Annotated in this window: 14 protein-coding genes and 3 pseudogenes; all 17 read left to right on the top strand. The window is 34.1% G+C overall.

From position 1 onward, the window contains the following. Positions 1 to 51 precede the first annotated feature (51 nt). The 17 genes and pseudogenes from BG05_RS19285 to BG05_RS19205 all read left to right on the top strand — a co-directional run bounded on the left by BG05_RS19285 (position 52) and on the right by BG05_RS19205 (position 20,563). Positions 52 to 1,488, top strand: coding sequence for an MBL fold metallo-hydrolase (locus BG05_RS19285; protein ID WP_003189307.1), 1,437 nt, complete (start codon positions 52 to 54; stop codon positions 1,486 to 1,488). 619 nt (positions 1,489 to 2,107) lie between these two features. Beyond that, positions 2,108 to 2,371, top strand: coding sequence for a hypothetical protein (locus tag BG05_RS31645; RefSeq protein WP_016126970.1), 264 nt, complete (start codon positions 2,108 to 2,110; stop codon positions 2,369 to 2,371). A gap of 411 nt (positions 2,372 to 2,782) precedes the next feature. Further along, positions 2,783 to 3,651: pseudogene (locus BG05_RS19275) on the top strand (serine hydrolase). Positions 3,652 to 4,075: 424 nt separating this feature from the next. Continuing rightward, the gene (locus BG05_RS19270; protein ID WP_041868005.1) at positions 4,076 to 6,577 is read left to right on the top strand and encodes a PBP1A family penicillin-binding protein; all 2,502 of its coding nucleotides are present in this window, start codon (positions 4,076 to 4,078) and stop codon (positions 6,575 to 6,577) included. 796 nt (positions 6,578 to 7,373) lie between these two features. Then, a complete protein-coding gene (locus BG05_RS19265; RefSeq protein WP_003193198.1) occupies positions 7,374 to 7,553 on the top strand; it encodes a hypothetical protein in 180 nt (59 codons plus the stop codon). A gap of 159 nt (positions 7,554 to 7,712) precedes the next feature. After that, complete coding sequence (locus BG05_RS19260) at positions 7,713 to 8,399, top strand: response regulator transcription factor (protein ID WP_002147746.1); 687 nt, start codon at positions 7,713 to 7,715, stop codon at positions 8,397 to 8,399. Next, on the top strand, positions 8,396 to 9,472 hold the full coding sequence (locus BG05_RS19255; protein WP_033729616.1) for a sensor histidine kinase: 1,077 nt from the start codon (positions 8,396 to 8,398) through the stop codon (positions 9,470 to 9,472). The genes BG05_RS19260 and BG05_RS19255 overlap by 4 nt, the downstream gene beginning before the upstream one ends. A gap of 207 nt (positions 9,473 to 9,679) precedes the next feature. Continuing rightward, the gene (locus BG05_RS19250) at positions 9,680 to 10,783 is read left to right on the top strand and encodes an efflux RND transporter periplasmic adaptor subunit (protein ID WP_003193206.1); all 1,104 of its coding nucleotides are present in this window, start codon (positions 9,680 to 9,682) and stop codon (positions 10,781 to 10,783) included. Continuing rightward, on the top strand, positions 10,780 to 11,454 hold the full coding sequence (locus tag BG05_RS19245) for an ABC transporter ATP-binding protein (protein WP_033729614.1): 675 nt from the start codon (positions 10,780 to 10,782) through the stop codon (positions 11,452 to 11,454). Before BG05_RS19250 ends, BG05_RS19245 begins: the two co-directional genes overlap by 4 nt. A gap of 26 nt (positions 11,455 to 11,480) precedes the next feature. After that, a complete protein-coding gene (locus BG05_RS19240; RefSeq protein WP_003193210.1) occupies positions 11,481 to 12,632 on the top strand; it encodes an ABC transporter permease in 1,152 nt (383 codons plus the stop codon). A 160-nt stretch (positions 12,633 to 12,792) separates the two neighbouring features. Next, positions 12,793 to 13,380 carry a class I SAM-dependent methyltransferase gene (locus tag BG05_RS19235; protein WP_003193211.1) on the top strand — a complete coding sequence of 196 codons (588 nt, stop codon included), beginning with the start codon at positions 12,793 to 12,795 and terminating at the stop codon, positions 13,378 to 13,380. Then, the gene (locus tag BG05_RS19230; RefSeq protein ID WP_016126979.1) at positions 13,370 to 14,056 is read left to right on the top strand and encodes a response regulator transcription factor; all 687 of its coding nucleotides are present in this window, start codon (positions 13,370 to 13,372) and stop codon (positions 14,054 to 14,056) included. Before BG05_RS19235 ends, BG05_RS19230 begins: the two co-directional genes overlap by 11 nt. After that, a complete protein-coding gene (locus BG05_RS19225) occupies positions 14,053 to 15,132 on the top strand; it encodes a HAMP domain-containing sensor histidine kinase (protein ID WP_033734466.1) in 1,080 nt (359 codons plus the stop codon). Before BG05_RS19230 ends, BG05_RS19225 begins: the two co-directional genes overlap by 4 nt. Before the next feature lie 256 nt (positions 15,133 to 15,388). Beyond that, positions 15,389 to 16,150, top strand: coding sequence for an ABC transporter ATP-binding protein (locus BG05_RS19220; RefSeq protein WP_003193219.1), 762 nt, complete (start codon positions 15,389 to 15,391; stop codon positions 16,148 to 16,150). Between the two features lie 16 nt (positions 16,151 to 16,166). Continuing rightward, positions 16,167 to 17,996, top strand: coding sequence for an FtsX-like permease family protein (locus tag BG05_RS19215; protein ID WP_033734469.1), 1,830 nt, complete (start codon positions 16,167 to 16,169; stop codon positions 17,994 to 17,996). Positions 17,997 to 18,147: 151 nt separating this feature from the next. Then, a pseudogene (locus tag BG05_RS31640) lies at positions 18,148 to 18,444 on the top strand (NUDIX domain-containing protein); the annotation flags it as partial. Between the two features lie 239 nt (positions 18,445 to 18,683). Further along, a pseudogene (locus BG05_RS19205) lies at positions 18,684 to 20,563 on the top strand (beta-glucoside-specific PTS transporter subunit IIABC). Positions 20,564 to 20,574: the final 11 nt, after the last annotated feature.

Here is a 20,574-nt window from a genome sequence, read left to right as displayed (position 1 = left end):
TGTTGTAACAACCGAGAAGTAATTTGAAATAAGCATTTGGAGGGAATAGCTATGCTTTTAAAATATTTTTATGATGAAAAATTAGCTCATGCTTCCTATTTAGTTGGTTGTCAGAAGGAAGGCGTAGCAATTGTTATTGATCCCAGCCGCTATATAGAACAATATATAGAATTTGCTAAGAAAGAGGGAATGGAAGTAATTGCTGCGGCTGAGACTCATATTCATGCAGATTTTCTATCTGGGTCTAGAGAACTTTCCCTTCTTTTTAATGCAAATTTATATGTATCAGATGAAGGAGATAGTGATTGGAAATATCAAAATCTTAACGAGGGCCGATACAATTTGGTTAGAGAGGGAACAGAGTTTAAGGTTGGTCATATAAAATTCAATGTCATTCATACCCCAGGGCATACGCCTGAAAGTATTTCCTTTTTAGTAACCGATACAAGTCAAAATAATTATATGAATGATAAACCGATAGGAATATTCACAGGTGATTTTATATTTGTAGGAGATATAGGTAGACCCGATTTATTAGAAATTGCTGTTGGTATTAAAGATACCGCAAAAATAGGAGCGAAACAATTATTTGATTCTATACAAAAAATAAAAATACTCCCCGATTATTTGCAAATATGGCCATCACATGGTGCAGGAAGTGCATGTGGAAAAGCATTAGGAGCAATTCCAACTTCCACATTAGGTTATGAAAAGATGTTTAATTGGGCGTTTCAATGTAATGATGAAGATAATTTTATATCGAATTTATTGACGGGACAGCCAGAGCCTCCAAAGTATTTTCCATTAATGAAGCATTTAAATAAGTATGGTCCACCAACTCGTAAGAAGAGAGAGAGTACTGCTATTTATATAATAGAAGAACTTCAAGAAGTGATGAGGGGTGTTCAGCAAATAGTTGATATAAGGGATGTAGAGTGTTTTGCTGCTGGCCACATCGAGAAGTCAATTAACATACCTTATAACAATTCTTTCACAACTTGGTGTGGGGGGATATTAGATTATAAAAAAGAAACTTTAATAATTTTAGATGCGGAAAATGTTAAAGTGGAGGAAGTTATTAGAGACTTTGAGTCCATTGGCTTAGATAATATTATTGCTTTTGCACCTTCAAAGGTAATTCAAAGATTCCATAGTTTAGAGATTTATAAGGAAAAAACATCAAATGAATTATATCCGTTAATAAAAGATGGAAGTGTAAAGGTTATCGATGTGCGTAGTAAAAAAGAGTGGGATGAAGGACATCTTCATGATGCAATACATATCACTTTAGGTAATCTACTTGAACGGCTAGATGATGTACCGAAAAATTGTCCAATAGTTTTACAATGTCGAACGGGGTTACGTTCCGCTATAGCAGCTAGCATTTTACAAAAAGCTGATATAAAGAAAGTAGTTAATTTAAAGGGAGGATTTCTTGCATGGAAAAAAGCAGGACTGCCTTATGATACATTTAATTCCAAGGTATAGGAAAATATTTTTTACTAATTTATATGAATAGGAATTGGAGCGATTTTATCGATTTCTGACAAAAGACTCCTTTCTTAAAAATGTGAAGGTGTAAAACGTCAATTTTAAGTGGGGGATGCATGTCGGTTGGCGTAAGCCAAAATGTTTTTAACCATATACTTGTACAGATTGATCTTTGAAAACTGAAGATATGAGGTTGGTTGCAGAAAATTCGTTGCAATCGTAAAATTTTCAACGTCCTATCGTCCCGCGCTTGCCGAAATTGCGAAAATCAAGCTAAAGTAGGAAACGTGGTGAGGCAACGTAAAAGACACTTCAGTTCCCACCATAGGAACTACGGGCGGATCCTACTAAGATAACTGGTGGATACACCGATGTTCACAGAAATCTCCCACTTCAAAAAGGCCGCAAAGTCGTTAAGTGGGGGTAGTTCAAAAACAAGGAATTAAATAAAGGCATTTTCATATTAGTTATATTTTAACTTGTAAATGTTTTTTCTCTTAAGGATTTTTTAGAAAAAAATTCTTGATAATGTACGAAATTCATATTTCTTAGTAACAATAATCTAGACAGCTATCAAAAGGATTGTATTGGCAATCCAGGTGTAAAGGATAAAGGTATGTTTTACTTAACTGATGCAACAGAAAAGGCTTTTGAAACCGCTCTGGCTAATCATGATAAGCCAGAAGGAACAGTAGTTTTTGAAGCGCTTCTAGAAGGGAAATCCCCTATTTCTTTAACTATAAACATAAATATTAATAGAGTTGGGAAAACAGAAGGAAATTGGATAAAAATTAGTAGAAATCATAAGACAATATCCGTATCTTATACTTTCAAAATAACATACCTTAGTATCCTACTATCAACATCTAAATATTTGTGAAGAATATCAGCATGATAACTGTATTTAAGAATTACAATTATCTATAACTATAATTACATATTGGGTTCCACCATAACGTATCAAGTTAAAAAACTAATTAGCCCCCAAAACGAAAAAAGTGATCTGACTTCTCAAAGTAACTACCTTTAGAGAAAGAAAATTTTCGTTTAGGGGGTACTTTAAAATCTTAGCTTAATGGCGATATTGCCGTACCCCTATTACCATTTCTGTTCCGTTACTATACAAACCAAAGATTTTATTTTATCTTAAATTTAATTTATTTGTAAATGTGGAACAAATTTATTACTTAGATTGTCTATTAAGTGTAATCCTAAAAACTTAGTGCCCAAACTTGATACACTGAATCTGGTTTGACATCTATTTTAAGTACTGCAAAATACGAAAGGACTGATTATCTTGAAAAGTACAAGGATGTTAAAAATAGGGATGTGTGTTGGAATACTAAGTTTAAGTCTTGCAAGTGTAAAACTTTTTACAGGTGAACCATTGTAGGTGGAAGCAAAAGAAAAAGTAGAGAAAACTAAACATACAAATCATGCGGCTCATTGAGAATTCGCACAACTCGAGAAAAAGTTTGACGCTCGACTGGGTGTCTATGAAATCGAAACCAGTACAAACTGGGCAGTTACTTATCGATCACCTAATGAACGGTTTGTTTACGCATCTACCTTTAAGGCTCTGGTTACAGGGGTATTGTTACTACAATATCCAATTGACAAATTAGACGAAGTTATCACTTATACAAAAGATGATTTAGTAGAGTATTTACCAATTACAGAGAAACATGTGGATAGCGGTATGACTCTTGGGAAAATTGCGGAGGCTGCTATTCGTTACAGTGATAACACTGCGGGGAACACTTTATTCAAGAAATTAGACGGACCTAAAGGATTTGAACGAAGCTATTCCGGGAGACATTTGTGATACAAGTACAGCAAAAACACTTGCTACCAATCTTAAGGCTTTCACGGTCAGAGATGCACTCCAAACTGATAAACGTAAAATCCCTACGGATTGGATGCGTGGAAACGCTACAGGAGACGAACTCATCCATGCGGGTGTACCAAAAGATTGGGAAGTCGATGATAAATCTGGAGCCGGAAGCTACGGAACACCTAATGATATATTGCCATCGTTTAGCCACCGAATAGAGAACCAGAGAACCGATTATCATTGCAATTCTGTCCAGTCAAGATGCTATATATGATACTGAGCTAATCGCGCAGACTGCCAAGGTTACAATAGATGCTCTCAAGTGAGGGTATTGATTTTACCTTTGCTTTCTGATTCCCTATATTCCATACCATCTATAGGATAAAATTAGAAGTCGATTCTTTTTTACATCAAAAGAATCGTTTTTCACATTCTTTTCATTATGATTATGCTAACAAGAACCATTAAATTAGACGAGTAATTCAAGAACTCACTATTACAAACATTAGATATAGTACAAAGAGGTGAGGAACAGCTCACAATTCCCTTACTTTAAAGGGCAGCATTATTATAAAGAATAGATATGAAACTATTTTGTTCAAGAGTTAATCTAAGTTTTATAATCTGCTGATTAGAAAAATATTTACTAATCTCGATTACCATACTTTTTTAATATAAGTATATTTCTAAAGGTGACCTCAATAGTTTTAAGTAAATCAACGGGAGAATTGAAAGGCAGGAGAAAGTAACATGTCAGAAAATTATCGTTCTCGAGAGGAGCGACGACAAGTTAAAATGAAAAAACAACCAACTTCTAAAAAACAAAAACAACAAGGTAAAACATTGTTTCTTCGCAAATTTTTAATCAGTTGCTTACTACTTGGTATTGTAGGGTTAGTCGCAGGGGTTGCTACTTTTTTCGTTATGATCAAGGATGCACCAAAACTTGAGAAAGCAAAACTTGTTAATCCGTTATCCTCAAAAATTTATGATAAAGATGGAAAATTGATATATGAATATGGGAAAGAAAAACGAACGAATATTATGTATGATCAAATTCCTAAATTAGTAGAAAATGCGTTTTTAGCGACAGAAGATGCACGTTTTTACGAGCACAGTGGCGTAGACTTTAAAGGTACTGCACGTGCAGTTTTAGTCAGCCTAAAAGGTGATTACGGCTCTCAAGGTGGAAGTACGATTACTCAGCAAGTTATTAAAAATTACTTCTTATCGATGGAAAAAACGTCAAAGCGAAAGGCGCAAGAAATATTTTTAGCGTATAAGCTAGAACAACAGTATTCAAAACATGAAATTTTAGAAATGTATTTAAATAAAGTTTACTTAGGCAACCGTTCATACGGAATCGCAACAGCAGTACAAAATTACTATGGTAAGGAATTGAAAGATTTAACACTACCAGAAGTTGCGATGCTTGCTGGTTTAATGAAAGCACCTAATAACTATGATCCAACAAAAGAAAAAAATATCAAAAAAGCAACAGAAAGAAGAAATGTTGTACTTGAATTAATGAATCGACATGGTTATATTACAAAAAAAGAAATGGAAGAAGCATCAAAAGTTCCAGTAACAGAAGGACTTAAGAAAGCAACTGAACAAAAAGAAATGCCATATCCTGCGTTTATGGATGCGGTTGTGAAAGAGGTTGAAAAAGAGTTGCCAGATGCTAATATTGGATCTGACGGCTTAGAAATTTATACTACATTAGACCAAAAGGCACAAGATTTTGCGGACAAGCTTTTAAATGAAAACATTATAAATTATCCAAATGAGAAATTCCAAGGGGCTTTCACATTTATGGATACGAAAACAGGAGAAATTCGTGCAATTGGTAGCGGGCGTGGTGAAAATAAAGCTGTATTTAAAGGACATAATATAGCGATTGAATTAAATCGTTCAGCAGGTTCAACGATGAAACCAATTTTTGATTACGCTCCTGCAATTGAATATTTAAAATGGGCTACTTACCATCAAATTGACGACTCTCCATTTAAGTATTCAACAGGACAAGAAGTTAGAAATGCAGATAGAAAGCATTTAGGACCAATTACAATGCGTGATGCATTGAAAACGTCCCGAAATATCCCGGCAATTAAAACTGCAAAAGAAGTAGGAATGAATAAATCAAAAGCTTTCTCTGAAAAGCTAGGTATTACATTTAATGTAGCACCGACCGAATCAACAGCGATAGGTACAAATGAAGCGTCACCAACTGAAATTGCAGGTGCCTATGCGGCATTTGGTAATGATGGTAAGTATACGAAGCCACATTTTGTTAAGAAAGTCGTTTATTCAGATGGTAAATCAAAAAGCTTTGAGCAAAAGCCCAAACGAGTTATGAAGGATTCTACAGCATATATGATTACTGATATGCTTCGTACTTTTGTTTCTTCTGGGTTGGGTACAGCAGCTAATATAGGTTCTTTAGATGTAGCGGGTAAAACAGGGACAACAAACTATTCTTTAGAACAAATAGCACAATATAATCTACCAGAAAGTGCAACTCGTGATAGTTGGTTTGCTGGTTATACACCACAATATACGATGGCAGTATGGACTGGATATATTAAAGATAGTAAAGACGATTATATTAGTAGTAAAAATACGAAAATTGCTCAGTTAATTTTTAAAGAAATGATGAGTAAGTTTGCTACAGATAAGTCGCAATTTAAAATGCCGAACAGTGTAGTTCAAGAAGGTAGCGAATTACGTATTAAAGGTGAGAAACGTGATTCTTCCCCAAATATGACTGAACAGCCAAGTAATAATAATCAAAATAAGCAACAAGAAAAGCAAAAGAAACCAGAAGAGCAAAAGCAAAGTGAGCTAAACAATAGTAGAGGCGAAGGAAATACAACATCGTCAAACAATGGTAGTGGTCAAGGAAATACAACGCCGCCAAACAATGGTAGAGGCGAAGGAAATACAACGCCGCCAAACAATGGTAGAGGCGAAGGAAATACAACGCCGCCAAACAATGGTAGAGGCGAAGGAAATACAACGCCGCCAAACAATGGTAGAGGCGAAGGAAATACAACATCGCCAAACAACGGTAGTGGTCAAGGAAATACAGCGCCGCCAAACAATGGTAGAGGCGAAGGAAATACAACATCGCCAAACAACGGTAGTGGTCAAGGAAATACAGCGCCGCCAAACAATGGGGATGGTCGTGGAACGCCAACGCAACCAAGTTATGATGGGAATACAGGAGAAGATCCAGCAACTAATGGTTAATAAGTAATATAAAGAAATTGTTGATTCTGTTGCAAATTTTATAACCAGCATAAACAGGTTGATAAATGAGAAACAATGTTTAGGAAGTAGCTAGTAATTGTTGAGATTCATTGTACGCTGAAAAGGCGGAGTCTCTTTGTAAAGCGCCCCAAAATTTCTATTCATTATTGACTACTTGATAAATAGATTATGTTTCCATTTTAAAGAGTAGGCAAAGTTTTTTAATGCTTGTTATTAGTTTTGTATGAAGTTAACTTCGGATAATTGATTATTGTATTCTTCTAATTGGATTAGATATTCATAATCCTTTTGCAACAACGAAATTTCGTTTTTTTAGTGTACGATGAATTACATCAATTACTAACGATCGCATAAAATCCATCTGCAATCATACCAACTTTTTATCTGCTAAGAAAATTTGCACCAGTTTCCTTTTGGGCTAGCGTATATATCTTACTAAATTTACGAATTTCTTTACGATATTATTTAATGTAATGCCTACCCCAGAATCTTCTATAAATTACTATGGACTCCCTCTTGGATTATTGGAAGTTGAATCTAATACTTTACTTTATTTTTTAGGTGTTATTAATAAATATTATTACAATGAGAAGCTAATAGTAGACATTTCAAGAGTGACTATATATTTTTAAGACAAACTGCTGTAGAAAGATTAAGAATTCTTAAGAACTTTTGCCCCTTTTTCTTAAGGGTTGGATTCTAGAGTATGAGTATGAATTCTTACCAGTGGGGTGATTAAGTATGAATACAATTCACTTTCTTATTTCTGTATATAATGAGCCAAAAATCAGTTGGTGCAGCCCTTCCAAGTTTAAGGTTTATTGGAGATAAAATGATTGAAGGAATTGATTTGAAGAAAGTAAATTACATTGTCAAATATGGGCCAAGCACACGTGTATTAAAAGGGAAATTAATTATAAGAAGAAGGAATCTTATGAATTGTAATATGGCTTAGCAGTATATATTGAACAATATATTAGGGGATTGATATCACTATATTCATTATGTTATTTCTTGTTTTCCGTTTGCAAGTTAACAATAAAGAGACGATAGACATGTCTCACCTGCAAATGTCTTTAATTGTTCAATATTAGAAAAAATGTGGAGGAATAATATGGAGTCAAAAATTCTTATTGTTGATGATGATAAAGAGATTAGAAATCTTATCTCTGTTTATTTGGAAAATGAAGGTCTGAAAACTCAAAAGGCTGAAGATGCTATTGAAGCTTTACAACTGTTAGAAGAAAAGGAGTTTGATCTTATTATTTTAGATATTATGATGCCTAATATGGATGGTATTGAAGCGTGTATGAAGATTAGGGAAGACCGCAATATGCCTATCATTATGCTATCTGCAAAATCTGAGGATATAGACAAAATTCAGGGTCTAGCCTCTGGTGCAGACGATTATTTAACAAAACCGTTTAATCCATTGGAATTAATCGCTAGGGTAAAATCCCAATTAAGAAGGTTTAAAAAATACAATACGTCAATAAATCATAATAAAAGCATCCTAGAAATTGGTGATTTAACCGTGAATACAGATACACGTCAAGTATGGGTAAGGGGAAAGGAAACAAGGCTAACTCCAAAAGAGTTTGATATTCTCGAACTACTTGCCCGTAACAAAGGGATTGTCCTGAGTGTTGCAAAAATATATGAAGCAGTTTGGAAAGAGGTTTTTTATAAATCAGATAATACCGTCATGGTGCATATTACAAAAATAAGAGACAAAATTGAAGAGGATTCTAAACATCCCATTTATATTAAAACTGTTTGGGGAATTGGGTATAAAATATGAAGAATGTTAGTTTTAGAAATAGGATCATTATAAAACTTCTTGGTGCTGTTGCAGTTAGTTTTTTTGTTTCATTTGGTTTAACAATCCTCATTTTGGTATACGTCATAGATCCATTATTTATAAAACACGAAGATTTTGGCATGTTTGAATTCAGATTCGCAATGTTGTTCTTATTCACGTTCGCAATCTTTAACTTTATAGTAATTTTTTTGATATTGGTTCGAAAGAAAATAGTATATTTGAAGCTCATTTCTGATAATGTGAATGATATTGCCAATGGAAAACTGGGTTTGACTATTGGGATTAACGGGAAGGACGAATTAACCCAACTTGCTCAAAATATCAACTATATGTCCAAGAAATTGGAAAATACATTTGAACAGGAAAGACGATTAGAACGTACAAAAAATGAACTTATAACCAATGTATCTCATGATTTACGCACACCGTTAACATCTATTATTGGCTATATAGATTTATTAAAAAGAGGGCAATACAACAGTAAAACACAATTACAGGAATACCTTGAAACCACGTATTCAAAGTCACAGAGACTGAAATATTTAATTGATGAGTTGTTTGAATATACTCGTTTATCAGGCATAGATGCTAAGTTAAATCTTAATGAAGTTGATTTATCAAGTTTGTTGGAGCAAATAGTTGGAGAATACATTCCTATATTTGAAAAGGAAAGCTTAATCGTTCAAAAATCAATCACACAAGAAACAATACCTATCTTCATAGATGTAGAAAAAATGGTACGTGTATATGAAAATCTCTTTATGAATGCGATAAAGTACAGCATAAAACCATCCGAATTATCCGTATGTCTTGAATTAATGGATAACAAAGCAATTTTGAAAGTGTCAAATACAGTCGAGAAACCGCCTGTTAGCGATCCAAATAAATTGTTTGAAAGGTTTTTCAGGGGGGACAAGGCAAGAAAAGATGACCAGGGAAATGGTCTGGGGCTTGCTATCTCAAAAAGAATCGTTGAGCTTCATAATGGTAATATACATGCAGAATATAAAGACGACTGGATGTCCTTTATTGTTGAACATCCAATTAAATAGAATGGCTTATGGAATTATAGGTTCCATAAGCTTTTTTTATAAAACTTAAGAATTCTTAAGAATTTTACGGGGTGTTTCCTAATTTTCATAGTTTATCATGTATGTATTGAAAGCGATGAGGAGAGTGAAGAAATTAAAAAAGAAAATTTTCTTTGTAGCTTTCAGGTGGATACATAGTGACAATCTCATTGAAAAGGTGATAAATAGATGAAGAAGAAAAATAAAGTGTTAATTACTAGTGTAGTAGCAATTGGAATTGCTGCTGGATCATATTTTGCATTTGCTGGCGGCGGTTCGGAAGTAGCAATGGAATATAGCGGTTATAAAGTTATAGAAAAACAAATTGAAAATGCACAAAAATTTGGCGGTGAAGTTATTCCAAATGGAATTGAAACAATTTCATTCGATCCAACAAAAGGTACGTATGAATCAGCTGTTAAAAAAGGCGATGAAGTGAAAAAAGGTCAGCTTCTGTTTAAATATAATGCCCCTACTGCTAAACAAGGTGTAACGGAAGCAGAAATGCAAAAGAAAATCGCACAAAAAGAAGTAACATTGTATCAAAAACAATTTGATGCAGCGAAACAAAAATTACAAAAAGATAAAAATGCTGGTCTTCCTCAGGAAGCATTAAAAGCATCGGAAATCGAAGTGCAACAATTAGAATCACAACTTGAAATGAAAAAATTTGAAGTTGAAAAATCTGATGAAATGATTACAGAAGCAAAAGAGAAAGTAAACACACTTTCTGTAACGAGTCCTGCTGATGGTGTAATTGATGATATCGTAAAAACTGCTGATGAAAAAACAGGTATGAGTGGCATTACACTTCGTCACGCTGGTCCATTTAAAGTAAAAGGTCAACTTTCTGAACATGAACTTGCTAGCATGAAAGTTGGGCAAGAAGTAACTGTCTCATCAAAAACTGTCACTGGTAAGAATTGGATAGGAAAAGTAACAGAAATCGGTTCTACACCATTAAAGAGTATGGACGAAAATAAAACTGTTTCTAATTATCAATTCACTGTCACATTAGATAATAGTGAAGAATTACAAAACGGCTTCCATGTATACGTAACGAGTAAATCTGGCGAAGCAACTGGTACGATTGTTCCGAAAAGCAGCATCGTGAAAAAAGGTGACAAAAATGTTGTCTTCGTTGTAAAAGACAGTAAAGCGAAAGAACAAGCGATTACTGTTGAATTCGAGACAGATAGCGAAGCAAAAGTTTCTGGAGTGAAAAAAGGAGAACAAATTATCTCTAAACCTGAAAAAGACTTAAAAGATGGTATGGAGGTTGTCGTTGAATGATTAATTTAAAAGGCATCACGAAATCCTTCCAAAATGGTGCAGAAGCCGTTCAAATATTACACGGAATTGACGTAACTCTGAACCAAGGAGAATTCACTTCTATTATGGGACCGTCTGGTTCTGGTAAATCAACATTAATGAACATTATCGGTTGCTTAGATAAACCAACGACAGGTACGTACGAACTAGCTGGTCAAAATATTTCAAACATGTCTGAAACAGAACTTGCACATGTTCGTAATAAAGAAATCGGATTCGTATTCCAAAACTTCATGTTACTACCAAGACTTACAGCACTACAAAATATTGAATTACCTCTTATTTACGCTGGAGTCGATAAAAAAGAAAGACGTGAGCGCTCATTAGCTGCTTTAACAAAAGTAAGTTTAGCTGATCGTGCTACTCACCTGCCAAATGAATTATCAGGTGGACAAAAACAGCGTGTTGCGGTTGCTCGTGCAATCGTAAATAACCCGAAATTTATTTTAGCCGATGAACCGACAGGTGCACTTGATACGAAAACAAGTACACAAATTATGGACCTCTTTTATAAATTAAACAAGCAAGGCTCAACAATCATTATGATTACCCACGATCGTGAAATCGGTGAAGCGGCTGCCCGCCAAATTGTAATTCGTGACGGAAATATCGTCCAAGATTGGAGAGGTTAATTTTGAACACGAGTGAAAATATACGCATGGCCCTTTCCTCTATCTTTGCTCATAAAATGCGTTCTATCTTAACGATGCTAGGAATTATTATCAGTATTAGCGCCATCATTACCATCATTTCAATGGGTGATGGTACAAACGCAAAGTTTAAAAAAGAATTAGGGCAAGGAAAAGATACGGAAGTAACCATTTACTATAACAACCCCGATTATGGAACAGATAGTGCCAAAATCACAACTGATATGCTCAAACGTCTTCAAACTGTGCCAGGCGTTAAAGATGTTGATCCAGATGTGAGTATGAAAGTAAAAGCATCTTCTGGTTCAAAAGATGTCTCTCTTAATCTAAAAGGTGGAACAGTCGCCTTTATGACAGATGCGAAAATAAAATTAGTTCACGGTCGGGAATTAAACGATAGTGAACTAAAACAAGCAATCTCTGCAGTTATTTTAAATGAAGAAACTTTCAACAAATTATTTAATGGTTGGGAACCAAATCTATATACAGACATAAAAGGAAAACCGTATAAAGTAGTCGGTGTTTATGAAGCAAAAAATGATTCCGGAATGGCTATGTCAGCAGGTTATACATCACTTGAAAATGCTCCTGTCATTTCAGGAGTAACTGAGTATGACTCTGTAAAATTAACACTAACTTCACCAACAGAACGTAAAAGTGTAGAAAAACAAGCTGTTTCTATTTTGAACGAGATGAAAGCTCCTAAATTTGAGCATAAATTTAAAGCTCAAGATATGGGTGAATTTACGAAGCAATTAGACGAATCAATCGGTATGATGAAAATGGTATTCGGTGGTATCGCTGCTATCTCCTTACTTGTTGGTGGTATCGGTGTAATGAATATTATGCTTGTATCCGTAACAGAACGTACACGTGAGATCGGTATTCGTAAAGCACTTGGTGCAACACGCGGTAAAGTATTAACACAATTCTTAATTGAATCTTGTATTTTGACTGGACTAGGTGGTTTCATCGGATTCATGCTCGGTATTTTCTTCGCTTGGATCGTCTCAATCTTTGCCGGATGGCCTCTCGTTGTCTCAACAGAACTTGGACTTCTTGCAGTAGGCATTTCAATGCTAATCGGTATTGCATTTGGTTTACTACCAGCTAACAAAGCTGCAAAACTTGATCCAATTGAATGTTTACGATATGAGTAAAAAAACGTAGGAGTGTAAACTCCTGCATTTTTTCTGTTGAAGCCGAGAAATTTTAACAGTTTTTTTAAATCTTAAGGATTCTTAAGGATTTTCACTCCAGTTTCTTCATGTTTGGATTTTAAACTATGGTTGTAAAGTTAATCTATTGGAGTGACTAAATATGAAGCATTTGTCTTTTTTATCTCAATGTATAACTAATCCAAGAAACGTTGGTGCAGTACTTCCAAGTTCAAAGTTTCTCGCAGAAAAAATGATGGAAAACATTAATTTTGAGAACGCTAAATATATTATTGAATATGGGCCAGGTACGGGTGTATTCACTGAGAAATTACTTAAAAAACGAAATTCGAATACCACTCTTATGCTAGTGGAAAATAATAGAGAGTTTTATTTAATGTTGAAAGAAAAATTTAAAAAAGAGAAAAATTTATTCATTGTATGGGGGTCTGCGGAAAATATCGACGAGTATCTAAAAAACTTCTCTATTCCTTATGCAGACTATATTGTTTCTGGTCTTCCTTTTGCTAGTTTGCCCCAAAATGTTTCAGATGAAATTTTATTAACTACCACAAAAATTTTAAAGAAAGATGGGGTATTTATTACTTTTCAATATACAAAATTTAAAAAGAAGTTCCTTAATCAGTTTTTTGATACAATAGATGAGAAATGGGAGCCTAGAAACGTACCACCTGCTTTTGTTTTTAGCTGTTCAACACCAAAAAATAAGGGAGAAAAATATGGAAGCTAAAATTCTTATTGTTGATGATGATAAAGAAATCAGAAATCTTATTTCTATTTATTTGGAAAATGAAGGTTTGCAAACTCAAAAGGTTGAAGATGCTATTGAGGCCTTAAAACAGTTGGAAGAAAAAGAGTTTGATCTCATTATTTTGGATATTATGATGCCTAACATGGATGGAATTAAAGCATGTATGAAGATTAGGGAAGAACGAACTATTCCCATTATCATGCTTTCTGCAAAATCCGAAGATATGGATAAAATTCAGGGGCTTACTTCTGGTGCCGATGATTATTTGTCAAAACCGTTTAACCCATTAGAATTAATTGCTAGAGTAAAATCTCAATTAAGAAGATATACAAAATATAATACTGAAACGAACAAGAATAAAAATATTATTGAAATTGGTAATTTGACCTTGAATACAGATGCACGTCAAGTATGGGTAAGGGGAAAGGAAACCAGGCTTACTCCTAAAGAATTCGATATACTTGAACTTCTTGCTCGTAACAAAGGGATGGTCTTAAGCATTGAAAAAATATATGAAGCTGTTTGGAAGGAGAATTTTTACAAATCGGATAATAATGTAATGGTACACATTACAAGAATTAGAGATAAAATAGAAGAAGATTCCAAACATCCCATCTACATTAAAACAGTATGGGGAGTAGGATATAAAATATGAGGATGTTTAAACTTAGAAATAAGTTAGTTGCAAAACTTCTTATTGCGGTAGCAATTAGTTTTTTTGTTTCACTTGGTGCGATATTTCTCTTCAGTAAATTGCTTTATCATCTATCCGTAAAAAATTATCTGCCCGAAGTTACTCTAGTTACAGGTTATATTTATACGCTAATTTTGTTTTCAATCATAATCTTTATCTTTATTGCAGTATTTTTGTTAATGGTGCGGAAAAAATTATTATATTTGAAACTTATTACCGAGAGCGTTCACCATATTGCTAATGGAAAACTTGGTTTAACAATCAGAATAGAAAGTAGGGACGAATTGACCCAACTTGCTCAAAATATTAATTATATGTCCAAGGAATTGGAGAATACATTTGAACAGGAAAGACGATTAGAACGTACAAAAAATGAACTCATTACCAACGTATCTCATGACTTACGCACACCGTTGACATCTATTATCGGATATGTAGATTTATTAAAAAGAGGGCAATACGACAGTAAAACACAATTACAGGAATACCTCGAAACCACTTATTTAAAATCACAGAGACTGAAATATCTAATTGATGAACTGTTTGAATATACCCGTTTATCAGACCTCGATGCTAAGTTAAACCTTAATGAAGTTGATTTATCAGGTTTGTTGGAGCAAATAGTTGGAGAATACATACCTATATTTGAAAAGGAAGGTTTAATCGTTCAAAAATCAATAACGGAAGAAACAATACCTATTTTCATGGATGTAGAAAAAATGGTAAGTGTTTATGAAAACCTGTTTATGAATGCGATAAAGTACAGCATGAAACCATCCGAATTATCAATAAGTCTTGAACTAATAGGTAACAAAGCAATTTTAAAAGTATCAAATAAAGTCGAGAAGCCACCTGTTAGCGATCCAAATAAATTGTTTGAAAGGTTTTTCAGGGGAGATAAGGCAAGAAAAGATGACCAGGGAAATGGTCTAGGACTTGCTATCTCAAAAAGAATTGTTGAACTTCATCATGGTAATATACATGCAGAGTATAAAGACGGCTGGATGTCCTTTATTGTTGAACATCCGATCATATAGAATGGCTTATGGAATGAAAGGTTCCATAAGCTTTTTTTTTATAAAATCTTAAGAATTCTTAAGGTTTTTACGGGGTGTTTTCTAATTTTCATAGTTTATCATGTATATATTGAAAGCGATGAGGTGAGTGAAGTAGATAAAGAAGAAAGTTTTCATTTTAGCTTTAAGGTGGATGCAACATGAAAATTTTATTAAAAGCAAATAAGAATAGCAGCTTATTTTAAAGAAATGAAAAAACAAACGTAGGAGGATATATATGACAAAACCAGTTGTAGATGTGAAAAACGTCCAAAAAGTGTACGGTAAAAAAGGTGAGAATCACTCACACGCGTTAAAAGGTGTTTCATTCTCAATTCAAGAGGGTGAGTTTGTCGGAATTATGGGACCTTCTGGTTCTGGTAAAACGACATTATTAAATGTAATTTCAACGTTAGATAAAGCAACGGGCGGCGTTGTTGAAATTGCAGGAATAGATATTACGAAAATGAAACAAGGTGAGCTTTCCGATTTCCGTTCACAAATGTTAGGATTCATTTTCCAAGACCTTAACTTATTGGAGAATTTATCTATTTACGAAAACATCGCTCTTCCACTTTCCCTTCAAGGTGTTTCATCACGAAATATCGGATCAAAAGTAGAAAAGGTAGCTGATATGTTAGGCATTTCAGCAATACTTCAAAAGTATCCATCTGAAGTATCTGGTGGACAGAAGCAACGTTCAGCAGCAGCACGTGCGTTAGTTCATGAACCAGCAATTATTTTAGGGGACGAGCCAACTGGAGCTCTTGATTCTAAAAATGCAACGAGTTTACTGGATGCGATGACAAACTTAAATAAAGAGCAAGGGGTATCTATTATGATGGTTACTCATGATCCATATAGTGCAAGTTACTGTCAGCGTATTTTATTCATTCAAGATGGTGAGCTATATAAAGAAATTTATTGCGGTGGTACACGTGAAGAGTTCTATAAAGAAATTTTAGACGTGCTTGCAAACTTAGGTACACAAAAAGCGTAAGGAAGGAAGTTCAATCATGTTATTTAAGCTTTCCATGTCAGGCCTAAAAAGTAAGTTGCAAGATTACATTGTCTTACTTGTTGGTCTTATTGTCTCTATTTCAACTTTTTATATGTTTCAAACATTAGCACTCAATAAGGCGTTCCTTGAATCTAACTCTTCTATTAGGGATATTGTGTCTGTATTTAAAATTGGGTCCTTTTTGTTAGCGTTTATCACATTTTTTTATATTTTATATGCAAACTCTTTCTTATCATCTCTTCGCCAAAAAGAATTTGGTATGTATATGATGTTAGGAGCAAAAAAGAATAAAGTTACCTTACTTATGTTTATCGAAACAATTATATTAGGTGCCGCATCTCTTGTGATTGGAATTACAGTTGGTGTAGGGCTCGCAGAAGGTATCGGTCAGTTACTAATGAAACAATTAGGACTTCCTATTAGTGGTTATCAAGCATTTTACATGCCATCTATGACGGTTACTTGCATCTTTTTCTTTGCATTATTTGTACTATCAGCAAGTATAAGTAGTATTAAGCTAGCGCGTTTTTCTGTATTACAACTTGTACATGCAGATACACAAACAGAACGTGTCGCCATAAAAGGAAAAATGACAGTTGTAGTTGCAATCCTTGGTGTGATTTTATTGGGTATTGGTTATGCATCACTAATCTATATGAAATATGCAAACCCGCTAATTGGTCTGGGATTAATGGCCGTTGGATTAATCACAGCAACCGTTGGTACTTACATGTTATTTGGATCACTTCTCCCAGTTATGATTAACAAGTTAAAGAGTAATAAAAAACGTAGTGAAAAAGGCCTCAATGCTTTTACTTTTGCACAATTAAATTTCCGCATTAATGGCCTAACAAATGTGCTTGCAACAGTAGCAATCTTAGTAGCTCTTGGTGCTGGTGGAATTGCTTGTGGTATGGCATTTAAAAACAACATCCTAAAAATGACAGATCAAATGCGAATTTACGATTCAGTCATTCATAATCCAACAGCGGAAGAAAAGAAAATTTTGGGTGGTATCTTATTTCAAGAAAAACTTGAATATCATTACAAAGTTGATGATAGGTATGTTTATTATCTTAAAGAAGATTTAGAAAAAAATCGCCCTTTCTTGCAAGGTATGAAAACAGAAAAAGTTTCAGAGGGATTACCCATTGGTGCATTTTCAATAAAATGGGTTAAAGGAGAGACCGACACAAAACAATGGATCCAGGCTTTCAGAACGATCCAGCCAAATTATTTATATCCTGATTATGAAATGAAAATTGTAGATCAAAACATATACGATGGGTTGAAGGGTAAAGAAAGTACTGTGTTTATGGGGAAAACAGATGATTTTGGATCATACATAAAAGAATGGAAAAAACTTGATGAATTACAGATATCAAAATATAAAAATGTGAAAGCGGAAGAATTGGATAGTAAGTATCAAGCGTATATTGTGAGTCATGATTTTGCCAGCGGACTAATGTTTATGGGTTTTTTCGTTGGAGTTGCATTTTTAGCAATGATGGCAAGCTGCTTAATGTTTAAAATTCTATCCGGTGCATCCAAAGATAGTACACGTTATCAAATGCTTCGTAAAATCGGTGTTCGCCGAGAGTTATTAGCACAATCAATTTATAAGGAGTTATTCTTTGTATTCTTAGTCCCAGCAATTGTGGGTATTGTTCACGTATTAGTTGGTATGAACATGTTCAGAGTTCTTTTGCCTGATCCGTACAATCGTATTTGGGTACCAATTATTATTTTCGTAGTGATTTACTCGATTTACTATTTTATTACAGTTCAATTGTATAAAAGAATTGTACTTCCGAAAGAAAATTAATGTAATGATATTATTTATACGAAATATCAACATAATCTGCCCCCATTTATTGATCATTCTAAATGGGTTTGGAAATAATAAATGGACTAGCACTACAATCCATAAACGGTGTTTAATGTTCCGTATGATACTGTGTTTTTAGTAATGAGTTTTGGAATTTCCGGAAAGTATTGTTGATAGTGCCATTAGAGAAGTTAAAGAGGAAACTGATCTTGAAGTTAGCAACCTTGTTTATAAAGGACTTTATGAATATGTTAATCCGATCGTCAAAGACCGATATATGATATTTAACTATTTTACAAAAGACTTTAAGGGGGATTTACTAAAAGATTAACCAGAAGGAAAAGCTGTTTGGGTGAATATCAATGAAGCTTACAATCTTCCTATGTAGAAATCCATTCGTAGAAGATTCCCTTTGTTCTTTGAAGAAGTAACATTCGAAATTTAAGTGGAATGGGATCACGAAAAAAATCAAGAGGGACTAGTTACTATAAAGAGAACATAGACAAAACAATGCTGGCCTACACATATTAGTAATATCTAATATGTGTAGGCCTTTTAATTTTAAGCATTTATTAATTTAGGTCTTGATAATATACGAAATTCGCGTTTTGTTGCCGTACTCCCTTATGATAAGGATTCTTTTTGTATCAAAAATCCACAAATAAAAAAAGATAGGGAGTTAGATTGTCAAAAAAAATTAGAGATTATCCTAAACTTGCAAAGGATATTTTAGAAGCTGTCGGCGGAGAAACGAATGTTATTAATGCTACACGATGTGCTACAAGGCTTAGGTTGGTACTTAAGAGATCTAATCCAAAAGCCAAAGAAAAAGTTGCAAGTTTACCCGGGATTATTGCGGCTGTAGAAAATGGTGGGCAATTTCAAGTTATTATTGGGTAACATGTAGGAGAAGTCTATGAAGAATTTGCAGGTTTAATAAACACCGATATTCCTAGTGAAACAAAAGCAGAAAAAAGAATAGTGTTAAACCGTATAATCGCAACCATTTCAGCGGTTTTTGCCCCATTTGTTTATATTTTAGCCGCAGCTGGCATTTTACAAGGTTTACTAATATTAATAAAATTACTCTCTGATAACTTTGTAGAAACTGGAACTTATCAAGTTCTAAACTTTATTTCTTGGGCGCCATTTACTTTTTTACCGATTTTTATCGCAATTACAGCATCAAAGCACTTTAAAACAAACATGTACATAGCAGTGGCGTGTTGTGCTGCATTAGTAAGTCCCTTATGGACAGAAATGGCGGCGCAAATTGTATTACTTTTTTAGGTATTTCCTTAACTGAAACAGTGTATACATCTTCAGTGTTACCACCACTATTTTTAGTGTGGACTTTGTCCTATCTTGAAAGATTTTTAAATAAGCGAATCAATGAGGTAATTAGGCCGTTATTTGTACCGCTTTTATGTATGGTAATAATGGTTCCGCTTACATTGTTGCTGATTGGACCTCTTACAACAATGGGAGCAACAGGAATTGCAAATGGTTATAATTTCTTAGCGGAAAATGTACCCGCATTAGCTGGAGCTATTATAGGAGGGTTCTGGCAAGTAATAGTTATTTTCGGTATTCATTGGGGGACTACTCCTATGGTGTTAGCAAATTTTGATTTGTATGGTAGAGATTCATTCCAAGCCTATCAAACAATTGCAGTGGTTGCACAAGTTGGTGCCGTACTGGGTGTTGTTTTAAAAGGGAAAAGTCAAGAAGTGCGCAAAGTTGGAGTTTCAGCGGGTATTACTGGACTTTTTGGTATTACAGAACCATCTATTTATGGCGTGAATTTAAGATTTAAAAAGCCATTTATATTCGGATGTATTTCAGGCGCTATAGGTGCAATTACAGCTAGCTTTTTTAATCCATACTACTTTGCCTATGCGGGGTTACCAGGTCCATTAACGATTGTAAATGGTATAAATGCTGACTACCCAATGTCTATCTGGGGAATTTTATTAGGTTCTGGGGTTGCGATTATTTTACCTATCATTTTAGTTCAAATATTTGGATTCGGTGAAGATACAGCAGAAAAAATAGAAGGTGAAAACTTAACAGCAAAACAAGAACGCGAGACAAATATCCAACAGAATAATGAAGAAACAATCGGTGCTCCATTTAGTGGTAATGTTATCACACTTTCAAAAGTACCTGATGAAGTATTTAGCTCAGGTGCTATGGGGACAGGTTTAGCTGTAGATCCGTCAGATCATAAATTATATGCCCCATTTGATGGAGCAGTTGTCATGATTGCACCTACCAAACATGCGATTGGGTTACGCTCAGAATCTGATATTGAATTGCTTGTACATATTGGTTTAGATACAGTTAAATTAGCTGGAAAGCCTTTCACTATACATGTAGAAGATGGTAGAAAAATCAAAAAAGGGGATTTATTAATTGAATTTGATAAAGAATTAATTCAAACACATGGGTTAAAAACAATTACACCTATTATCATAACAAATTCGAATACTTATAAAGAAATTATTGTAGAAGATATTTCTGAAACCAAACTATATCAGAAATTATTTACAGTAGTAAAATAAGGAGGAATAAA

Source organism: Bacillus mycoides (genome assembly GCF_000832605.1).
Classification (GTDB): Bacteria; Bacillota; Bacilli; order Bacillales; family Bacillaceae_G; genus Bacillus_A; species Bacillus_A mycoides.
The sequence above is the reverse complement of the archived record's forward strand: the minus strand, read 5'-3'. Positions and strand labels throughout refer to the sequence as shown.

Bases quoted from the DNA above. Each gene is read 5' to 3' on its own strand.
- BG05_RS19220 (WP_003193219.1), top strand. From the start codon at position 15,389: ATGACAAAACCAGTTGTAGATGTGAAAAACGTCCAAAAAGTGTACGGT.
- BG05_RS19285 (WP_003189307.1), top strand. From the start codon at position 52: ATGCTTTTAAAATATTTTTATGATGAAAAATTAGCTCATGCTTCCTAT.
- BG05_RS19250 (WP_003193206.1), top strand. From the start codon at position 9,680: ATGAAGAAGAAAAATAAAGTGTTAATTACTAGTGTAGTAGCAATTGGA.
- BG05_RS19230 (WP_016126979.1), top strand. From the start codon at position 13,370: ATGGAAGCTAAAATTCTTATTGTTGATGATGATAAAGAAATCAGAAAT.
- BG05_RS19235 (WP_003193211.1), top strand. From the start codon at position 12,793: ATGAAGCATTTGTCTTTTTTATCTCAATGTATAACTAATCCAAGAAAC.
- BG05_RS19240 (WP_003193210.1), top strand. From the start codon at position 11,481: ATGGCCCTTTCCTCTATCTTTGCTCATAAAATGCGTTCTATCTTAACG.
- BG05_RS19265 (WP_003193198.1), top strand. From the start codon at position 7,374: ATGAGCCAAAAATCAGTTGGTGCAGCCCTTCCAAGTTTAAGGTTTATT.
- BG05_RS19270 (WP_041868005.1), top strand. From the start codon at position 4,076: ATGTCAGAAAATTATCGTTCTCGAGAGGAGCGACGACAAGTTAAAATG.
- BG05_RS19245 (WP_033729614.1), top strand. From the start codon at position 10,780: ATGATTAATTTAAAAGGCATCACGAAATCCTTCCAAAATGGTGCAGAA.
- BG05_RS19255 (WP_033729616.1), top strand. From the start codon at position 8,396: ATGAAGAATGTTAGTTTTAGAAATAGGATCATTATAAAACTTCTTGGT.
- BG05_RS31645 (WP_016126970.1), top strand. From the start codon at position 2,108: ATGTTTTACTTAACTGATGCAACAGAAAAGGCTTTTGAAACCGCTCTG.
- BG05_RS19225 (WP_033734466.1), top strand. From the start codon at position 14,053: ATGAGGATGTTTAAACTTAGAAATAAGTTAGTTGCAAAACTTCTTATT.
- BG05_RS19215 (WP_033734469.1), top strand. From the start codon at position 16,167: ATGTTATTTAAGCTTTCCATGTCAGGCCTAAAAAGTAAGTTGCAAGAT.
- BG05_RS19260 (WP_002147746.1), top strand. From the start codon at position 7,713: ATGGAGTCAAAAATTCTTATTGTTGATGATGATAAAGAGATTAGAAAT.